General features: G+C 30.0%; 19 protein-coding genes. 5 read left to right on the top strand and 14 right to left on the bottom strand.

The window, feature by feature from the left end; all coding sequences use genetic code 11:
- A complete protein-coding gene (locus IM744_RS20930; RefSeq protein ID WP_394355005.1) occupies window positions 1–87 on the top strand; it encodes an IS3 family transposase in 87 nt (28 codons plus the stop codon).
- A gap of 104 nt (window positions 88–191) precedes the next feature.
- Here the strand turns inward: IM744_RS20930 and IM744_RS19015 are convergent, their stop codons facing one another.
- The 8 genes from IM744_RS19015 to IM744_RS18980 form a co-directional block, all read right to left on the bottom strand.
- Window positions 192–971 (bottom strand): hypothetical protein, encoded by a 780-nt coding sequence (locus IM744_RS19015; RefSeq protein WP_194509761.1) that lies wholly within the window; start codon window positions 969–971, stop codon window positions 192–194.
- 253 nt (window positions 972–1,224) lie between these two features.
- Window positions 1,225–1,689, bottom strand: a complete 465-nt coding sequence (locus IM744_RS19010) for a GNAT family N-acetyltransferase (RefSeq protein ID WP_194509760.1) — start codon at window positions 1,687–1,689, stop codon at window positions 1,225–1,227.
- A gap of 140 nt (window positions 1,690–1,829) precedes the next feature.
- Window positions 1,830–3,503 carry a glycoside hydrolase family 2 TIM barrel-domain containing protein gene (locus IM744_RS19005; protein WP_194509759.1) on the bottom strand — a complete coding sequence of 558 codons (1,674 nt, stop codon included), beginning with the start codon at window positions 3,501–3,503 and terminating at the stop codon, window positions 1,830–1,832.
- Window positions 3,504–3,866: 363 nt separating this feature from the next.
- Window positions 3,867–5,039 carry an FAD-dependent monooxygenase gene (locus IM744_RS19000; protein ID WP_194509758.1) on the bottom strand — a complete coding sequence of 391 codons (1,173 nt, stop codon included), beginning with the start codon at window positions 5,037–5,039 and terminating at the stop codon, window positions 3,867–3,869.
- A 217-nt stretch (window positions 5,040–5,256) separates the two neighbouring features.
- Complete coding sequence (locus IM744_RS18995) at window positions 5,257–5,982, bottom strand: tRNA-uridine aminocarboxypropyltransferase (RefSeq protein ID WP_262893018.1); 726 nt, start codon at window positions 5,980–5,982, stop codon at window positions 5,257–5,259.
- Between the two features lie 182 nt (window positions 5,983–6,164).
- Window positions 6,165–6,491: a DMT family transporter gene (locus IM744_RS18990; RefSeq protein WP_194509756.1), complete on the bottom strand. Its 327-nt coding sequence runs from the start codon at window positions 6,489–6,491 to the stop codon at window positions 6,165–6,167.
- A 98-nt stretch (window positions 6,492–6,589) separates the two neighbouring features.
- Window positions 6,590–6,982 carry an ACT domain-containing protein gene (locus tag IM744_RS18985; protein ID WP_194509755.1) on the bottom strand — a complete coding sequence of 131 codons (393 nt, stop codon included), beginning with the start codon at window positions 6,980–6,982 and terminating at the stop codon, window positions 6,590–6,592.
- A 183-nt stretch (window positions 6,983–7,165) separates the two neighbouring features.
- Window positions 7,166–8,002 carry a hypothetical protein gene (locus IM744_RS18980; RefSeq protein ID WP_194509754.1) on the bottom strand — a complete coding sequence of 279 codons (837 nt, stop codon included), beginning with the start codon at window positions 8,000–8,002 and terminating at the stop codon, window positions 7,166–7,168.
- A gap of 538 nt (window positions 8,003–8,540) precedes the next feature.
- On the opposite strand from IM744_RS18980, the gene IM744_RS18975 reads away from it, so the two are divergent.
- The 3 genes from IM744_RS18975 to IM744_RS18965 all read left to right on the top strand — a co-directional run bounded on the left by IM744_RS18975 (window position 8,541) and on the right by IM744_RS18965 (window position 9,858).
- Window positions 8,541–9,017 carry an Hsp20/alpha crystallin family protein gene (locus IM744_RS18975; RefSeq protein ID WP_194509753.1) on the top strand — a complete coding sequence of 159 codons (477 nt, stop codon included), beginning with the start codon at window positions 8,541–8,543 and terminating at the stop codon, window positions 9,015–9,017.
- 95 nt (window positions 9,018–9,112) lie between these two features.
- A complete protein-coding gene (locus IM744_RS18970; RefSeq protein ID WP_194509752.1) occupies window positions 9,113–9,385 on the top strand; it encodes a hypothetical protein in 273 nt (90 codons plus the stop codon).
- Entirely contained in the window at window positions 9,385–9,858 is a 474-nt protein-coding gene (locus IM744_RS18965) for a hypothetical protein (RefSeq protein WP_194509751.1), read from the top strand. The genes IM744_RS18970 and IM744_RS18965 overlap by 1 nt, the downstream gene beginning before the upstream one ends.
- On the opposite strand, the gene IM744_RS18960 is transcribed toward IM744_RS18965, so the two are convergent.
- The 5 genes from IM744_RS18960 to IM744_RS18940 form a co-directional block, all read right to left on the bottom strand.
- A complete protein-coding gene (locus tag IM744_RS18960; RefSeq protein ID WP_194509750.1) occupies window positions 9,855–10,049 on the bottom strand; it encodes a hypothetical protein in 195 nt (64 codons plus the stop codon). The two genes, IM744_RS18965 and IM744_RS18960, sit on opposite strands and share 4 nt — an antisense overlap.
- A 78-nt stretch (window positions 10,050–10,127) precedes the next feature.
- A complete protein-coding gene (locus tag IM744_RS18955) occupies window positions 10,128–10,787 on the bottom strand; it encodes an RluA family pseudouridine synthase (RefSeq protein WP_194509749.1) in 660 nt (219 codons plus the stop codon).
- Between the two features lie 50 nt (window positions 10,788–10,837).
- A complete protein-coding gene (locus IM744_RS18950; protein WP_194509748.1) occupies window positions 10,838–11,014 on the bottom strand; it encodes a hypothetical protein in 177 nt (58 codons plus the stop codon).
- Between the two features lie 50 nt (window positions 11,015–11,064).
- Entirely contained in the window at window positions 11,065–11,469 is a 405-nt protein-coding gene (locus IM744_RS18945) for a response regulator (protein WP_194509747.1), read from the bottom strand.
- 6 nt (window positions 11,470–11,475) lie between these two features.
- Entirely contained in the window at window positions 11,476–15,606 is a 4,131-nt protein-coding gene (locus IM744_RS18940) for a PAS domain-containing sensor histidine kinase (protein WP_194509746.1), read from the bottom strand.
- A 1,376-nt stretch (window positions 15,607–16,982) separates the two neighbouring features.
- Here IM744_RS18940 and IM744_RS18935 point away from each other — a divergent pair.
- Window positions 16,983–17,714 carry an energy transducer TonB gene (locus IM744_RS18935; RefSeq protein ID WP_194509745.1) on the top strand — a complete coding sequence of 244 codons (732 nt, stop codon included), beginning with the start codon at window positions 16,983–16,985 and terminating at the stop codon, window positions 17,712–17,714.
- Window positions 17,715–18,006: 292 nt separating this feature from the next.
- Here IM744_RS18935 and IM744_RS18930 read toward each other — a convergent pair whose 3' ends face one another.
- Window positions 18,007–18,591, bottom strand: a complete 585-nt coding sequence (locus tag IM744_RS18930) for a contractile injection system tape measure protein (RefSeq protein WP_379660218.1) — start codon at window positions 18,589–18,591, stop codon at window positions 18,007–18,009.
- Window positions 18,592–18,636 lie beyond the last annotated feature (45 nt).

The following is an 18,636-nucleotide window of genomic DNA, read 5'->3' as shown; positions in this document are numbered from 1 at the left end:
ATAAAGTATTATAATAATGAAAGAATTAAACTAAATCTAAATGGAATGAGCCCGATTGAATATCGAGCTAATTATTGTCAAAATTAATTATAAATTTGTCTAAGCTTTTGGGTGCAGTCTAAAATCCGCGAGGATTTTCGTAAGTAAGCCTGCACTAGCAATTAATTTTATACGGTGTTAGCACCTGTTATTTATAAATCAAATTGTCCAATAAAACTTTCATTTCCTCTTTCGGAAGCATAATAGTAAAGTCCAATTATAATTTTTGTTCTATTCAATATTTCTGTTTCTTTTTTCCGAGTATAAACTTTGACACTTTCTCTAACACAATTCAACAAGTCAGTTTTGAGGTTATCATTGTCAAACTCTTTTAACGCTTTAACTTCACTTATCGATAAATCACTTTCAACTGTCAATTCATAAAGTGCGAATCTATCCGTTTTTACTTCATAACCTTTAAAGTTTTTCAAGCAACCACTAGAAAATGATGTTCTTAATCCAAATTCGTTTAAAGTTTGAATTTCAGACTTCTTCAGATATTCTAGTACTTGAAGTTTGAGCTCAATTGATTTTTTGTAATTTTTTTCTGCGTGTGGATATCTGTCAGAATCGAATTTTCTATCTATTCGTTTCGCACCTGAACAATATCCAAAACTCAAGTCTCCATTTTTATTTTTACTAGCAAAAATCAACCATTCGCTATTTTCAGGTGTAAAAAACGCACAACTACTATTCAAAGCACTGTAGATTTTTAAATTTCCTGTGGCTTGTCCTTTGTATAGGTCAATTATTTCTATTTGAATATCGTGTAGGTCTTGATTTTCTTTATCAGGCGAAATTTTTATAATTTTTGCAGTTGCAATAAAGTCCGATTTTGGAATTCTATCCATTAACGGAACTATTCCACAAGAGCAAGCCAATAATTTGCTTGAAATAGCAATAAATAATATGGTAAGCAGGATTTTTTTCATAATTGGTGCTAACGTGTTAAGATATCGACTGTTTCAATTGTCGATATCCACAGTTAGACGAAGTTCGACTATTTTTTTTACAAAGTCAAGTTTTGTAATTTTAGGTTTCTTTTGAAGAATAATAGCAAAGCTATCGTTAAATCAGGATTAGTAGATTATGAATCTTATAGAAGTATGTGAGTGAAAACTAATACATTTTCATTTGTTTTTAGCAGAGTACTTTGTTATATACTCTATTAATTCAATCTAATAATTATGATTTAAGTAAAAAGTCTTTTTTATAAATTTCCATAGGAGTTATAGAATTTCCATAAAAATTAGATTTCTTACCTGTAATTTTTCCGCCCATTTTTAAAACCATTTCAACTGTAATATCTCTAGCATCAACTATTATTTTTTCTATTCCCATTTGAAATATTTCAACTAAAGATTCTGTCACGAGTTTTTTTCCAAGACCAAACCCTCTTAATTTTTCATGAATAGCCAATCGTCCCCAATGCCATTCGTTGTTAATTTTCCATACTGCAACAATACCAACAATCCCATCTTTATTTCTAATACACCACCATTTTTGATTATCACTCACAAGAGATATTAGTTCTTTAGGTATATTTTGCTCTTTGTAAAAGATATTCTCAAGAAATAATAAAGCTGAATTAGATAAATTTTGGTTTAATCGTTCTATTTTGAATGTAGATGAGTTTATTTTATTTTTCATCTTTGGGTTGCTTTAATTTTACTTAATGTGTTAGGATATAGACTGATTTAGTAAATAAAAACTGAATAGAAAAACCACGAAATTTTCGTAAGTAGGCTATAACCAGCAATAAATTATATATGGTGTTGTGTGCTGTCTTACTATCGACTGATTTCTTTAGCCCAATCCCCTCTATAAATTAATTTTTGGTCGTGAATTTTAAAGGTGAATTTGCCATACCTAACAGATATTCCAGCTGAAGCATTTACAACCCAGCAATTATCAGGAATAGTAAAGAAATTTTCAGAAGTAATTACTTTTTTGTCCATTTGATCATGAATAGGAACAGATACCTGTGGACCAACGTCCCATCCAAGATGTGTATTATAGCTCACTATTAAATCGCCAATCAATTTAAAATTTTCATTGGTTTCTATTGTTGTTTTAATGCTTCCAACTTTTGTGTCGTTTAAATCTTTTTCAGGTGTGACTTCTATCGTTAATTTTGGTATGTCGATAGCTGTTTTAGAAGCAAGGATTATAATAGATTCGTTTTTGATAACTTTATCTTCACTATCATAAAACTCGAAAGCAAGCTCCATAGCTTCTAATCCTACTGGATTAATTGTTAATTGGTCTGCAAAATAACCTTCGCTTGTTATGTTTTTAGAATAGATAATTTTATCACGATTTTTTATAACCACTTTTTTAATCGTCGCATCATTATAAAGTTCTATAGGTATCGTTGTATTGGTGTGTACTGTTTTATTTTTAGGACTTATAATAAGCCCTTTCATATAATCTCGCATTGCAAACCAAACTGGACGAGGTGAACCATATTTGTCGTTTACATCTTTGTAACCCCAGAAACCAAACCATTCTTCTGGTTGTTCTTTGTTATGTATGCTTTTTTCGCCTCCTTTCCACCAACCATCAGCATAATAGAATGGACACATTCCTACAGATCCAGCATCTATCAGATCTCGGTAATTAGAGATAAGTCCTTCACTTTGTTCTTTTAAGGTTCGTGAGCCAAAACTACCAAAGCCTCCTTTTGGTGACACTGAATGTCCAAACTCAGTAATTATAAACGGTTTATCTAATCCGTTTAACTCATTTAAACCTTTAATATAATCTCTAAATCCCATGGTTGCTGTTTGGCCTTCATTGTAGCCATAACAATTGTAAGCGTATATATCATACATGCTTTCATCCATCCAATCGCTTATCATAGCATTTGCAGAAAGTGTAACTGGTACATTTGGATGATCCTTATGAATCATATCTACCATCATTTTCATCAAGTCTTTAAACGCCTTGGCAGAAACCTTTTGAATGTGATCTGTTTGAGGTTCGTTAATAACCAAATACGTAATTATGCAATCATAGTTTGGTGCATATTTTAATATATTTTCAAGCTGTGTCTTGCAATGATTTATAAATTTGGGATCTCCATAATCTTCTTCTGGATTAACTTCTAATCCCATAATAAGCTTTAAACCCGATTCTTGTACAAGTTTTAGTTGTGCTTCAGAAAATTGACTCCAAGTTCTTATTGTATTATAACCGCCTTTTTTAATGTTCTCGAGATCAAATCTCATTAACTCCAAATGATCTTTCTTTTCATCTTCATATGGATGTTGTCCTGGACGTGCACCTATTTCGTAACCGATTGCTTTAATAAAAAACTTTTCTCCATTAAGGTAGTACCAATTGTCTTTTAGTTCAATTTTTGTTAATGTTGTTGCTGTAATCGCTGTCGTCTCCGATTGAGAACATCCACAAATCAGTTGGGCAAAACATAGAACGAATATTAATGCTAAATTTTGTTTCATTTACTTCTTTTTTTGATTGCACACGATGTGTTAAGATATCGACTATTTCAATTTTCGAGATCTACAGTTAAACGAAGTTCGACTATTTTTTTTACAAAGTCAAGTTTTGAAATTTATTGATTTTTAGAAGAATAAATTTATTTTTTTGTAGATTTCTTCTAGACGATTATCAAGGATTTAAGTGATAATCAATTGGGTAATTTGCAGAGGAAGTGGTTTGTGTTGAGTTTTGGGAGATTTTTCAGGAGGTTCGTCTAATATTTATCAATATGATTCCGTTGTGTATTTCAGTTACTAATTTGGCAAATACAAACTGAATAGAAAATCTGATAGGATTTTTGAAAGTAGGCTAGAAGCAAGTAATTAATTATACACGGTCTTAGCTTTTGTATTTTCTAATTTATTTATATATTCAATGTCAATTAATCGTTTAAATCTTTTTTGATACTGTTTTTCTGGTAAATATTTTAACATTAAGTGAAGTAGTTTTTTTTGTAAACTATTATTAGTCAATGACATTTTACCAATCATCCAAGACTGTTTTACAATATATTCAACTTTTTTTAATCGTAAGTTTTGATATTCAGAGAAAGCATTTTCTTTATTGTTTTTTAAGCAAATCCCTAAAGTATAAGCATCTTCGATAGCTTGACAAGCTCCTTGAGCCAGATTAGGCGTTGTAGCGTGAATAGAATCTCCAATAAAGACCGTATTATTTTTAAACCAATTTTTGTAGTTGGGTTTTAAATCTTCTAACTCATTTTCAAGAATATCATTTTCTTCTGTTTTATGCAACATATCCAATACTATTGAATCAAAATTCTGATATGATTTTAGTAAATATGCTTTTAAAGATGTTGATGAATCTTTGTTGAAATTCTTTTTTTCTTGTACAGCTAACCAAAATATTTTAGTATCACTTATTGGTAAAAATAAAAACCGTAATGAGCCTTCAAAAAGTTCATAGTAAGTGTGTTTTAAATCAGAATTAATATCAAAGTCTGTAATTCCTCTCCAAATAACTTGATTAGTTTTTCTTATTTTAGTTTCAGGAAAAATAGTTTTTCTTATGATTGAATGAATTCCATCAGAAGCAATTAATGTATTAAATTCAGCATTTGTATTGTCTTTAAAGTAAGCTTTTGCAGTGTCATTATTTTCAATATTTATTAATTCTTTGTTTAATTCACAAGAGTTTTTATCTAACTCGTTTGAAAGTACATCAATGATTGAAGCTCTATGAATACAATACACTTCTTCTGGAAAAGGAATTTCTTTTAGAGTTTTTAATTTTTCTGTCGCAAGTATTGTTTTCTTTATATAGTGACCTCTTTTTCTTAATATGTCTCCAACATTTAGTTTGTCAAATATTTTAAACGCATTAGATGATATTCCAATACCAGCTCCGACGTCTTTAAACGCATTAGATTTTTCGTAAATTTTAAAATCTAGATTGTTTCTTTTTAACGTCAAAGCCATTGTTAGACCTCCAATTCCTCCTCCAATAATTCCAATCTTGTTTACTGAACGGTTCATTTTTGTCATATTACAGCTAATGGTTTTGTGTATGATTAAGAATCTAATTTAGTGAATAAAAATGGGATAGAAAATCCATAAGATTTTTTTTGAGTAAGCTGCAATTAGCAATTAGCAATTAGCAATTAGCAATTAGCAATTAGCAATTAAAGAGACACGTTGTTACTGGTCGTTTTTATAATTCTTTATTTCTTCCTAATGGATGCAGTAATTACCTCTATTCTTGTTCGAAAATCACGTTTCTTTCCATGTTTTTCTTATACATATCCTTCGGAATAACCACTCTGTTAGCAGCTGGACAATAGTTTTTACTATTTGGATTAAGAATATATTCGAGTTGATACTCAATCATTTTTTCAAAAGGAATAAGAAAGCCCTTCGTCTCGCAGTGCTCTAAGTCACCTTCCTTAAGTAAATTTAAGACCGTATAAACGGACTCAATAGTACTAAGACAAAGAGATTCTGGCTGCTGCTTTATAATAAATTTTGATTTTATTTTATTATCAAAACTGACTCTTTTTAGTTTTTGTAAGTTCTTACTAAGTTTAAGCATTTTACGAGCGCAAGGCCATGTGCCATCAAGAATGAAGATGTGTGGATTTTTACCCATAAAAGAGTTGATTTCTGAACTTTTACTTATTGATAAGTTGAAATTATCTTTACCAGGATAAAGTAAGAAAGAACAACCATCTTTTTTAGTTAGTATTTCATTTACACGATTATTATTGGTAAAATCGACACCAACTATAATTTCTGAGTTTTCAAGTTGAAGATCAGTCATATGTCCCGTTCCGTTTTTTTCTTTTTTGTACTCCTTTGGGTGCATAAGAATAATAAAACGAGTCTTAGTTTGGAAAGGACTAATGTGTTTACATATACAAGTGCTTGAAGGCCTCATACATTTGTAACATGTGATTCTTGGATTTTTTATTTCTACTTGCAAGGGGATATCTTTTTATTTTTTTAATGGACTACGGTCTTGCGAATGTTTAGTTGTGTGGTTAAGCACCGAATGTAGTAAATAAAAACCGAATAGAGAATTCGGGAAGATTTTCGTAAGTCGTCAATAATCTGGTAACTAATTATACAAGGTGTTGGCAGCAGTTTTAAATTATTTTAGTCCGTTTAATTTGAAACGACTTTCAGTCCTATAATTGAGACAATTAATGTTGTAATGAAAAATATTCTCCAGAATGTTGCTGGTTCTTTAAAAATAAAAATTCCAACCAGAACAGTTCCAACAGCACCAATACCTGTCCAAACTGCATATGCTGAGCCTATTGGTAGATGTTGAGTCACTTTTAAAAGAAGTCCCATACTTATACTTAAACAAACCAAAAATCCTATGTACCAATATGTTGATTCAATTCCTGTTGCCTCTTTGGCTTTTCCAAGACATGTAGCAAAGGCTACTTCAAAAAGTCCTGCAATTATTAATAGTATCCAATTCATTTATTATTGAATATTTTTTGTGCTTTTAGTTAATTAAAAATTTATTTTTTTGTGAAAAGTTCTTGTTTTTAAGTACTGTATCACTAATAGTGTCATCTTTATTTTGAAAATTCATTTAAGACCTCCATTGCTTTGGTTGTATCTTTTATATCTACAAAAATATGATCGTGATAATAAGCAGCAGCGACATTACAACTAATTCCATTTTCGGATAAAGCATTCGAAAAAGCTGCTGTTAAACCAACTGCTTCTAAAGAAGAATGAACTGTAAGTGTAATCCAGGACGCAATAAAAGAATAGTCTAAATTTAGTTGGTCTGCGACTTCCTTTTTAGCAATAATGGTAATGCTTTCTTCTTCTTTAAAAGTCATTATGATTTGGCTCAAATTTATTTGATCCAAATTTTCTGTTTTACAAAATACATATTCGCCTAAATTGTGTTTAGGTTTCATTGATTTTAAAAGCGTGTCTAAGTTTTTTTCTCCACTCATTTATTTTACATTTTTAGTTAGTCTTTATAACTCATTTAAGGTAGCGTTTATGTATATGGAAAGTTGCGTGTTTGAATATGATGATTTTCCGAAGGGAAAAAAAATCAGAAGCTAGCAACCGAGCAAATAACATTGGTTAAGCTCAAACTATCAATTATTTTTATACGATGTTAGCTACGTTATTTATCTTCCAATATTAACTTCGGCTTTGATTTTTAAACTAATCTTTTCATCGTCAATAGTCAAAGTCCAAAACTCTAAATCCTCAAATCCATTTTTTGTTAATGGACTTGATACTTTTCTAACCATTTCTGGCAAATTCATATTGTACCTTTCAATTAAGTAACTTTCATCATTCAGTCTAACTGTGAGAGAAGTTACCTTTTCAAAGTCAAAGTTAGCTGGTAAACTTATTTCTGCATTAGATTCGTTTAATATTGAAATTTGTGGTTGTTGTTCGTCATTTGTATTCAATAAGAAGTCTAAATTTATTTTAGAAATGTCGATTTCTGTTCCCTTTTCAAATATTTTCAAAATTAGTGGTCTGTATTTAGCTCTTAACTTTATTAAGGTCAAATGAATGTCATTCTGTAAATATGCGCCTTGATGTTGTAAAATTGAATCAAGTTCTATTCTGAAATTTGACTCAACCAAAATATCTTTTTTTGATCTTTTATCTTTAGCTAAATCAATGAATCTCTGTATTTGTTTTTCAGAGTAGTTTCTTGAATATTTATCAGAGATATAAAGATATGTTTCACTTTTAAAGAAATCAATTTCTTCTTTTAAGAAGTTATCAAATTCATTCACATCAGTTTTGTTTTGGAAATCAAGTTCGTATTTGGTAAATAACATCTCTTTATTTTCGTTAATTACACTTTCAATTCCGTCAAACCCTTGTTCTAGAAGTTTTTCGCATTGTATTTCCTTGAAAAATTCTTCTACTTTTTTTTTACTTGATTGGCCAAAAACAAAATTGGTAGTACCTAAAAGTATAATGATTAGCAATGTTTTTTTCATATTGTAGGTAATGTGTTAGGATATCGATTGTTTCAATACTGAAATTAATTCAGTACAGGTTAGCAATATTCACAGTTAGACGAAGTTCGACTATTTTTTTTACAAAGTCAATTTTTGTAATCTGTTGATTTTTATAAGAATAAATGTAAGTTTCTTTTGGGTACATAGGTGCGTGGGCAAGAACTAAGTTAGCAAAAATGGAACAAATAGAAAATCTGATAGGATTTCTGAAAGTAGGCTAGAGCCAGTCAATTAATTTTACATATTGATGTATGTAGTGCATGTTCAATTGTTTGGTTTTTAGGTATATAATCCTTTTTATTTTTTAATAAATCACAAATATTTAATTGTCAATATGACATTTATTTAAATGAAAAAATGACAATTATTCTGAAAATTTGACAGAAATATTCATGATTAAAAGAATTTTTTTTTACTTAAAATAAGATTTATTCATTTTGGTATTTTATTTGTAAATATAATATCGAAATCAAAAAGATTTCAAATTTGAAATAATGTTTAATTTAAATTTTTAATTATGAGCAATTTAGTTAATGTTCCTAAAAATGGAAGTTTAGCAAACACAAATTCAAATGCAAACTTCCCAACTTTGTCAAATTGGTTAGATGATATCTTTAATAGAGACCTACCATCAGTATTTGCTTCAAATTTTAATACTGGAATTACTTTGCCAAAAGTAAATATCAAAGAAACAGCCGATGATTTTATGGTAGAAATGGCAGTTCCGGGTCTTAAAAAATCAGATTTCCATCTTGACCTTGACAATCAAGTTTTATCAATTTCTACAGAGACAAAGGAAGAAAATGAAACTAAAGAAGAAAATTATACTCGTAGAGAGTTTGGTTATTCTTCGTTCAAAAGGACCTTTACTCTGCCAGAAAGTGTAAATGATGAAAAAATTGATGCTAATTATAAAGATGGCATTTTGAGTATTCTTTTACCTAAAAAAGAAGAGGCAAAACAAAAGCCTGCCAGAAGCATTAAAGTTTCATAGTTATATGATTAAATTTTATAGTAAAATGTTAAGAATGAGGCTGGTTTTTCAGCCTCATCTTATCTATTATAATTTTAATTAAAAAAGATATTGTTATGCCAAGAAAGTTTAAACCTGGGGATTGGGTAAAAGTTAGAGGTAAACTTACCGCTCCAAAAATGCAAGTTATCAAATATGTTCCAAAAAAGGATTCAATTTTTGGTTTGGTCAATGATGACAGTTATTTGGAATGTGTTTGGTATATAAGTGGTGAACGAAAATCAAAAGTGTTTCACCAAAATAAATTGATTAAAACGATAGAAACTGGTGGTTTGTTCAATACCTTTTTAACAAACCCCAAATTAAATTTAACTCAAAATCTAAAGTGATGAAAAAATATGTTTTATTATTTATGGCTGGATTGTTAAGTGTTAGTTGCAACGGACAAAATGCTGAAACAAAAGAAAGTAAAGAAAAGTTAGTTGAACAGCCTGAAGGCTCTTGGAAAGTGGATAGAGAATTTGATGAAAACGGAAATTTAATTAGATATGACAGTATTTATTCTTGGTCTTCTAATAATAAGTACGATGACCTCTCATTGTCAGAGCGTGATAGTTTGATGCAATCTTTTAAATCAAGATTTTTCACAAACTTTTCGCGATTTGAAAATCAAGGGTTTGAAGATGTTTTTTCTCAAGATTCACTTTTTAGCAAACGTTTTTTTAAAGATGATTTTTTTAGTAGTGATTTTGGTTCAGACTTTATGGATATTGATAAAATAAGACAACAAATGATTGCAAGACAGAAGAGGTTTTTAGAGAAATATCAGTCGGAATTTATCAAATCTGAAGACGAAAACTAAATAGTTTTCGTCTTTTTTTCTTGTAAATTGGGTTTTGTGTGCATTTTACTTAACAAATTCTTTATTTCTTCTATAACATTATTTAATTGTTCTTCCTGTAATTTAAGTATATTAATTTTGACTTCCGAAGAATCTAAAATTCCATGAATACTATCATTATCAATGTCTTTTAAGTCTCCTGAAAATATCATTTGGTTCAAGGTTCTATTTTTATACTGAATAAATATAAAAGTTTGTCACATATTGTATAAACCATGGTAACAACTATTTCAAATATTCCAAAAAGCATTTTTTGGCAAAGGAGCTTCGAAGGTTTTGAATTCTTTAGAGCCAGATTCTTGATAGGTTAATTTCCAGGCATGAAGACAAATAGATAGGGGAAAGTATTTTTGATCTGAACCATATTTTTCATCTCCAATAATAGGTAGCCCTATATTTGCTAATTGGGCTCTAATTTGATGGAATCTACCAGTTTGTGGTTTTACTTCTAAAAGATAACCAAAATCGTTTTTGCCTATAACCTGATAGGTAAGAATGCATTTAAGGGAGTCTTTTGATTTTGATTGGACTATATCTGCTCTTTTTTGTAGGTTGTTTTTTACGAGAAAATTAATTAGCTGTTCTTTCTTTTTTGGTGGCTTATTTTTAACTATAGCCAAATAAGTTTTTTGAACTTTCCGATTACTAAATAGATTATTAAATTCCACAAGGATACTTTTTTTCTTAGCAAAAATCAATACTCCACTTGTAACGCGATCTAATCTATGTATTACTCCAATATAGGGCTTTCGTTTACTTTTTAAAAGGTGATTAAAGACTTGATTCTCAATAGTGCAATCTTCGTAAGGACTTTTTTCACTTATAAGTCCAGCCATTTTGTTTACGACTATATAATCGTTGTTTTCATTTACTACTTCAAGGTTCGACATTGGTAGTTTTGTTTTTCAAATTTATAAATAGTATTAATACATTCAAGAAATTAAGTTGCTATTTGATTATCTAAGTTTTGGTTAGAATAAATTAATTCTTTTTCGTAGGTTTCTTTTTGACGATTTGTGAGGATGGAAGTGATGATAAGTTGAATAATTTGTAGACGTATTTGTGATTTATTTGTTGGAATGATTTTTGGGTTCGTGTAATGGTATGGGGTTTTCACAGGGGAATTAGACTTAACAGAATTACTTTGGCTAAGCGCTAAGTTTTGTGTTATTTGAGTAATTCTTCAAGTCTAGTTTTTAGATCTACTGGCTTCATAGGTTTTATAATATAATCGGAAATTGCACTGATGTTTTTTGCTTTTTCTATATCTATTGGATCTACAGATGAAGAGACCATATATATGATGATATTCTTTCCTACTTTCGATTTTATTTTAACATATTCTTCCATAAATTGAAACCCATCCATGATTGGCATATTGATGTCTAGAAAAATAACATCTGGAAGCTCATTTTCTTTATTAATATTGTCTAACATAAAATTGATGGCTTCTTCACCATCTGAAAAAACAATTATGTTTTTTACTAATTCTAGTGATTTTAATGTTTTCATAACCGTATATTGATAAATATCATCATCATCAACAATACATATATTAAAAAGGTTATTCATGTTTTATTAGTTGAAATTTATATTAAAAGTTGATCCTTCGTTAACTTTACTTGTAGCAGTTATCACACCACCCATTGATTCAATTTGTACTTTAGTCATAAATAAACCTACACCTTTAGCGTCTGGATGTCTATGAAAAACTTTATTAAGTCCAAACAATTTATGACCATGTTTTTCTAAATCAATACCCAAACCATTATCCTTAAATTTAAGTTTTATTTTTCCATCAACAATTTCAGATTCAATAAATATTTCAGGAACACGAGCTTCAGATCTATATTTAAGTGTATTGCTTAACAAGTTAAGAAAAATACTTTCTAAATAAATTCTATCGTAGGTAATATTAGGCATTTTAGAGAAATCACTTGTAATTATAGCACCTGTTTTTAAAATTTCACCAATTAGTATTTCTTTTGTTTTATCTAAAATTTCATTAAACATTATATCTTCTAAATCTTGAGACCCCATATTTTTAGTTTTTAAGGCGTCTACTAAAGTATTAAGTGTTACCGTAAGGTGTTGAATAACTATTTCAAACTTTTCAAATAAAATGAGTTTTTCATCTTCATCTTCAGATTCATTATAAAAGTCTAAAAGTGAGTTAAGATTACTTACAGGAGCCCTTAAATTATGAGAAGTAATGTGAGCAAAATCGGCTAGTTGATTGTTTTGAATAGTCAATTTTTGTGCTAAGAGTTCTAAGTCATTTTTGGCTCTAATTATTTTTGTCTGAGCTAGTTTTTGGACTGTAATATCTCGTATTGCTGCCGATACTAATAACCCTTCTTCTGTTTCTAAAGGGCTTAGGCTTATTTGTATAGGGATTTCATTTCCTTCTTTATTTATTCCGAATAATTCTTTTCCTTCACCCATTCTTCTGGCATTAGGGTTTGAGAAAAAGCCATCACGATCTGATGTATGATTGCCTGCAAATCGTCTAGGAATTAGAATTTCAACAGATTCTCCAAATAATTCTTCTGCTGAATATCCAAATAATTTTTCAGCCTGTTTATTAATAAGTTGTATTTCACCTATTTCATTCACAATTACCATAGCATCTGGTGCAGATTCTAGCAGACCTCTAAATTTATTTTCTGCCATTTTTTGCTCGGTAACATCCTGACAAGTACCAACCATTTCTATAACCTCGCCTTCATCATTGGTAATGACTTCTCCAAGAAGTTGAATAAATTTCAATTTTCCATCTCCAGCTATAATACGATGCGTGAATCTATTTAGACGTTTCTCATCTACAGTTTTATCAAAATATTCAGTAACAATGTCTTTATCATCAGGATGAACAAAATTAAAGTAGGTATCAAAATTTAGATTAGCTGTTCCTTTATCGAGCTTAAAAATATTATACAGGTTATTAGACCATTCAACTTTATCTGTAACAGTATCCCATTGCCAGTTTCCCATCAAAGTAATCTCTTCGGCAAAATTCAATAACTTATTTTTTCGTAACAGTTCATCTTGAGCAATTCTTTTTTCTGAAATATCTACTGCAATTCCTAAATAGCCAATAAGTTCACCTTTCTCATCTTTCATAGATGTTAAGGTTAATTGAGCTGGTAAAAGTGATCCATCTTTTCTAAGGTAATGCCATTCTCGGGTATCGAAAGCATTATGTTTTGACATTTCTTTTTGAGCACTAAATCCTACAGGACTTTTACCGTATTTCTTTGCCATATCAATTCTAAAATCGTCTAATTCTTCACGTAGATGAAAAGCAATGGGTCTTTGCAAGCCGACCATTTCAGATGCTGAATATCCTGTTAAAATTTCTGCACCACGATTAAATTGACTAATGATTCCATCAACTTGAGTAGCAACAATAGCTACAGATTCAGAATTAAATATCGCCTCTAATTCTGTATGCGCTTTGTTTAAAGCTAATTGAGAAAGCTTCTTGTCGTTTATATCCTGAAATACTCCAAAAAGGCGTATGCATTTACCATCTACAAATTCTGCTTGTCCAATAGCTCGTGTCCAAAGGATATTCCCATTTAAAGTTACAAGCTCTATTTCTATATCATAAGGCGTGCCATTCTCTATAGCTTTTTGAACGACTTTTTGAATGGTATTCCTGCTTTCTCCTTCTTTAAAAAAATTAATAGCTGTTTCTAAGTCGGGTTCATAATCTTCAGTGACTTCATGTATATCACGAACCATTTTACTCCAAAAAATTCTATCTTTTACCAAGTTTATTTCCCAAGCTCCAATACGTGCAACTTCATTTGTTTTATCTAGTATTTTTTGAATTTGAATTTTTTCCTGTTCATTTTCTTTTATATGAGTAATATCTCCTGTTTGCATTAATATGCCACCAATATTACCATCTGAATCATACCAAGGTCGTACATCCCAAGTTATCCATTGCAAAGACCCGTCTGTACGAATAAAAGGCTCTTCATTATTAATATCAATAGCACCATTTAAACATCTTTGATGCATTGCCTTCCAATCATCTCCAATTTCAGGGAAGAGCTCATAATGAGAACGTCCAATAAATTCCTGACCTTCCATGTCATAATCTGTAATCCAGCGCTGTGATACTGCTAAGTATCGCATATTATTATCAACCATAGCAATGGCCATTGGAGCTTGCTCAATAAAAATTTTGTTATGAGCTTGTTGAACCTTCAACTCGGCATTGGCTTTATTTAACTCTATTTCTGAATTTTTCTTACTACTTATATCTTGAAACACTCCAAAAAGGCGGATACATTGACCATCTACAATTTCTGCTTGTGCCATAGCTCGGACCCAAACGGAATTTCCTTTAAACGTTACAAGCTCTAATTCTACATCAAAAGAGCGACCTAGCTCTATGGCTTCATTAATTACCTTTTTAATTGTATTTCTGTTTTCTCCTTCCTTATAAAAATGAATACCTGTTTCTAAATCTGGCACAAAATCATCGGTCACTTCATGTATTTCGAAAATTATTTTACTCCAAAAAACGGTATTTTTTATCAGGTCTATATCCCATGTTCCTATTCGGGCAACTTCGTTCGTTTTATCTAATATTTTCTCGATACGAATCTTTTCTTCCTCTTTTTCTTTTATGTGAGTAATATCTCCTGTGTGCATTATTAGACCACCTACATTACCTTCTGAAATGTACCAAGGTCTTACATCCCAAAAAATCCATTGTGTGGTTCCATCAGCACGAACAAAAGGGGCTTCATCACAAATGTCAATAGCACCTCTAAGGCATTTTTGATGATTAGCTTTCCAGTCATCACCTATTTCTGGAAAGAGATCATAATGAGAACGACCAATAATGTCTTGTCTTTCCATTTTATAATCTGTTATCCAACGTTGAGAAGCTGCTATGTAACACATATTACTGTCAAGCATAGCAATAGCAGTTGGAGCTTGCTCAATAAAAACTTTGTTGTATGTCTCTCTTGTTTCTAAATCTGTTTTGAGATTTGTTAACTCTAATATATTAGCTTTTACCTTACTTTCAGATTTAGCTAAGTCTTTATTTGCCTTTGTAAGTTTATCGTTTTGTTTAAATAATTGTTTAAGAGCAGGCACTAAAATAAATAGGAACTCTCCCGTTAATATTAATCCAGCGATAAATGCAAGAAAGTACATCGTACTTTTTAAACTGTCAAGATTTTTTTCTGCAGCTTTTTGATATTCTCTAATAGCAGTCTGCATCGTCAAAAAATAAGGGGATTCCGTTTCTGCAATAATTTTAATATCTCGTGAAATTAACTGCGTGTTGGGATTATTTATAATGTTTTTGCTAGAAGTGACTATGGTTGTTAAATAGGTGTTACTACGTTTTAATAAGGAATCTAGAGTGTTATTCTCTCCTTTTTGTTTATTTATTGAATAAAGATAATTATGTGAATTTTCAAACGCATTGATAAGGTTTTTTAACGAACTTATGGAGTCTGAACTTATAGTATTGCTTGGATTATTCTCAAAAGAAAACACCAACCTGGTGATGCTCTCGCTTAGCATGCATTGATTTGATGCTTTATTAATTAATAACGAAGCATTTTTTTGCGTACTGACACTATTCTGGATAATAATCAAACCAAAAATAATTATTATTACAATTGTAGATATAAATAATAAATATCTTTTTTTAATAGATCTTTCTAGGTTTTTCATTTATAGTTTTTTCTATAATCAAATACTCATTCGTCTCCAAATCACTTAATTTGAGACAAGATTATTTATTTCGTTTTAGTATTATCTTTATAAAATAAGACACCTTAGTTTATAAAGTGTCACATGTTATTTTACCGAAAAACCACTTAAAATATTAATAGAAAGAGTGTTATTATGATTTGGGTTAATTTATGTATTGTAAACAAATATGCATAAAAAGTATAATGTAAAAAGAAAAAAATCATTTTTTTTCTTTTTACATTATACTTTTCGATGAAAATTCTCACATATTTTGAATTAAAAGTGGTTGTATTCTTTTATTTCACTATTAATCAATTAGTAATAATTGTTTTTATTCCATGTAATTTAAGTTCTCTAGTTTAACTATATTATTTTATTAAGCGTTGTAATGCATTTTTCGATTTTCCTGATAGACACAGAGCAAGCAATTATTTTCTCAATGATTCTGTTGGTTATTAATGGAGTAGAAAGGTAGTGTATAGAAAGTTGAGGATTTACGTGCTAGGAATTTCCGTAGGAAAATGAGAAGTTAGTAAGCAAACAACTAACTTTGGTCTAGCTAAAAATAGAAACCATTTAGATACTGCGTTGTTCGCTTGTTTTTATTTTCTTGAATATTTTTTCTTCAACGAGACTAATTTTATTTCGTGCTTTTTTTTTGCCAGTTTTTCCGTTCCTTTTGTTTAGATATTCTTCAATTATAACGTTGTGTATTCTAGCTCTACGTACTTCATAAATAGACGTTTTATCTTATTTGACTTGCTAAAAAAAACATCCACATAAAAGAAAAAACAGCACCTAAAACAAAGAGTGCATTTCGAATATTATTTCCGAAGAAAGAAGTTTTAAAATAATAGTTTAGCAATGCTTCAAAAGCCCAACCGCAAGTGTAAAAAATATTTGCTCCAAATAACCAGAATAATATGATTGTGAAATCTGAATAAGGTGAAATTCCATTTGGAACATCACCTCTAATGAAAATAACTAATAGCCCTCCAATAAGAGTTATAATGTTATAAATTAATCTTTTTCTTTCCCACCATTTAATGGCTGTACTAAAATTATTATGTACTTGCTCTGTTTCGATACTATTGTGTTTTTCTAAATTGAAGCTAATGCGCTAGGATGTTAACTGTTTTGATACTGAAATAAATTAAGTACAAGTTGTCAATATCCAAAGTTAAACGAAGTTCGACTATTTTTTTTATAAAGTCAAATTTTGAGATTTCAGGCTTATTTTGAACAAATAATAAGGATGGAATAAATAACCAATTGAAAAATCTTTAACATGATAATTGTCATTTTTTTTCAGACTGTTATTAAGTAATTTAGAGTAAATTTAAAATTACAAAGTTATGCAAGTCAAGAAAAATCCTGCAGTAGATGTTGGCAGAAATAGTAGTATATATTTTGCTATTGGTTTAAACTTAATGTTATTATCAACGTATTTGATGTTTGAGCATAAATCATATAAAAAAGACGATATAGTTATTGAAACACTTAATCTTGATGATTATGTTGATGAAGATATAAAAATTATAAATCTAAACATTCCACCACCTCCACCGCCTCCACCAGCTCTAGCAATTGTTTCTGAAGATATTAAAGTTGTTGAAGATATTGTTGAAATTGAAGAAACTGTTATTGAAAGTAGTGAGGTTAATCAAACAGATGTTATTGCTGAGGTAGTGAGAGTTGAAGATGTAGAAGTAGAAGAGGTCGAAGAAGATATTGAAGTGCCTTTTGCTGTTATTGAAAATATTCCAGTATTTCCAGGTTGCGAAAATGTTGCAAAAGCAGAGCAGTTAAAGTGTTTTGAAAACTCAATAAAATCGCATGTTAAAAATAATTTTAATTATCCAGAGACAGCTTCAGATCTTGGAATATATGGTAAAGTATATGTGTTATTCGTTATAGACAATACTGGACACGTAGCAAAGATTAAAAGTAGAGGTCCAGATAAAATATTAGAAAAAGAAGCTGAGCGTATTATTGGTTTGTTACCCAAAATGATACCTGGTAAGCAACGTGGTAGAGCTGTAAGTGTGCCTTACAGTGTGCCTATTAGTTTTGTGCTTAAAAATTAATTGTTATATTTTTAAGTATAAAAGTAGCAGTAAATCAATTGTACTGTTCTTTTTTGATGATTAGTCAGGATAGATCGGTTAACTAATTGGGTGGTTTGTAGGAGTGTTTTAAGTTGAGATCTAGAAGTTTTTCGGGAGGTTCGTTTAACGATTTGTATTTGGTTAGTTGTGTGTTTGAACAACTGATTTAGTAAATAAATCACAGATAGAATATTCCGTAGAAATATTCGTAAGTAGGCTAAAACCAGTAATTAATTATGCAAGGTGTTAGTTGCTGGCTTCTCGATTCGTTTCAAAGCCACTCTATGTAGATTGGTCTCGACATCCATGGTAATTTTACAATAGATATGCTCCAAGATATAGTGTCTAACAAAATATCAACCCCTTTCTTTTCAACTTTTAATACAATCTTGTCTTCACTCAGTTTGAGTAAACCTTCGCGCTGTAAAAAGGTTTCTTGTATAGCTTCTGGAGTCGATGATCTTACTTTTTCCCAATTACTGATTAAACCATTTAATAGACTCTGGGATGTCTCCTTTTCTTGCTCTGAGACATCTTCAATAAATGTAAGGTGCTCTTTTTTAGACATTCCAACGAGTAGCTTGTTGAGCAATAACTCATGCTCTGGGAAATTAACCTCATTGTACACTAAATACTGTAATAAATACACCGCTTTGTTTCTACTTTCTTTATCGATGAATTTTGCGTTTTCTATCAAGCTAAGACGGTCAAAGTATGATACCAAAAATGGCCAGAGTATTATTAACCCTGCATTATAAATCTTGAAATTTATATCACCTTCTGTATTCATATTACTATTTGACTTATGGGGCTTTGTTGAATCATAATGTAAAAGTGTATGGAATTGGCATTTTATTATTTTAAGTTACAAATTAGCTAAATCTATTTAAATTCAATCAAG

Source organism: Psychroserpens luteus (assembly GCF_015319355.1).
Taxonomy (GTDB): domain Bacteria; phylum Bacteroidota; class Bacteroidia; order Flavobacteriales; family Flavobacteriaceae; genus Psychroserpens; species Psychroserpens luteus.
This window is presented reverse-complemented; position numbering and strand designations above follow the sequence as displayed.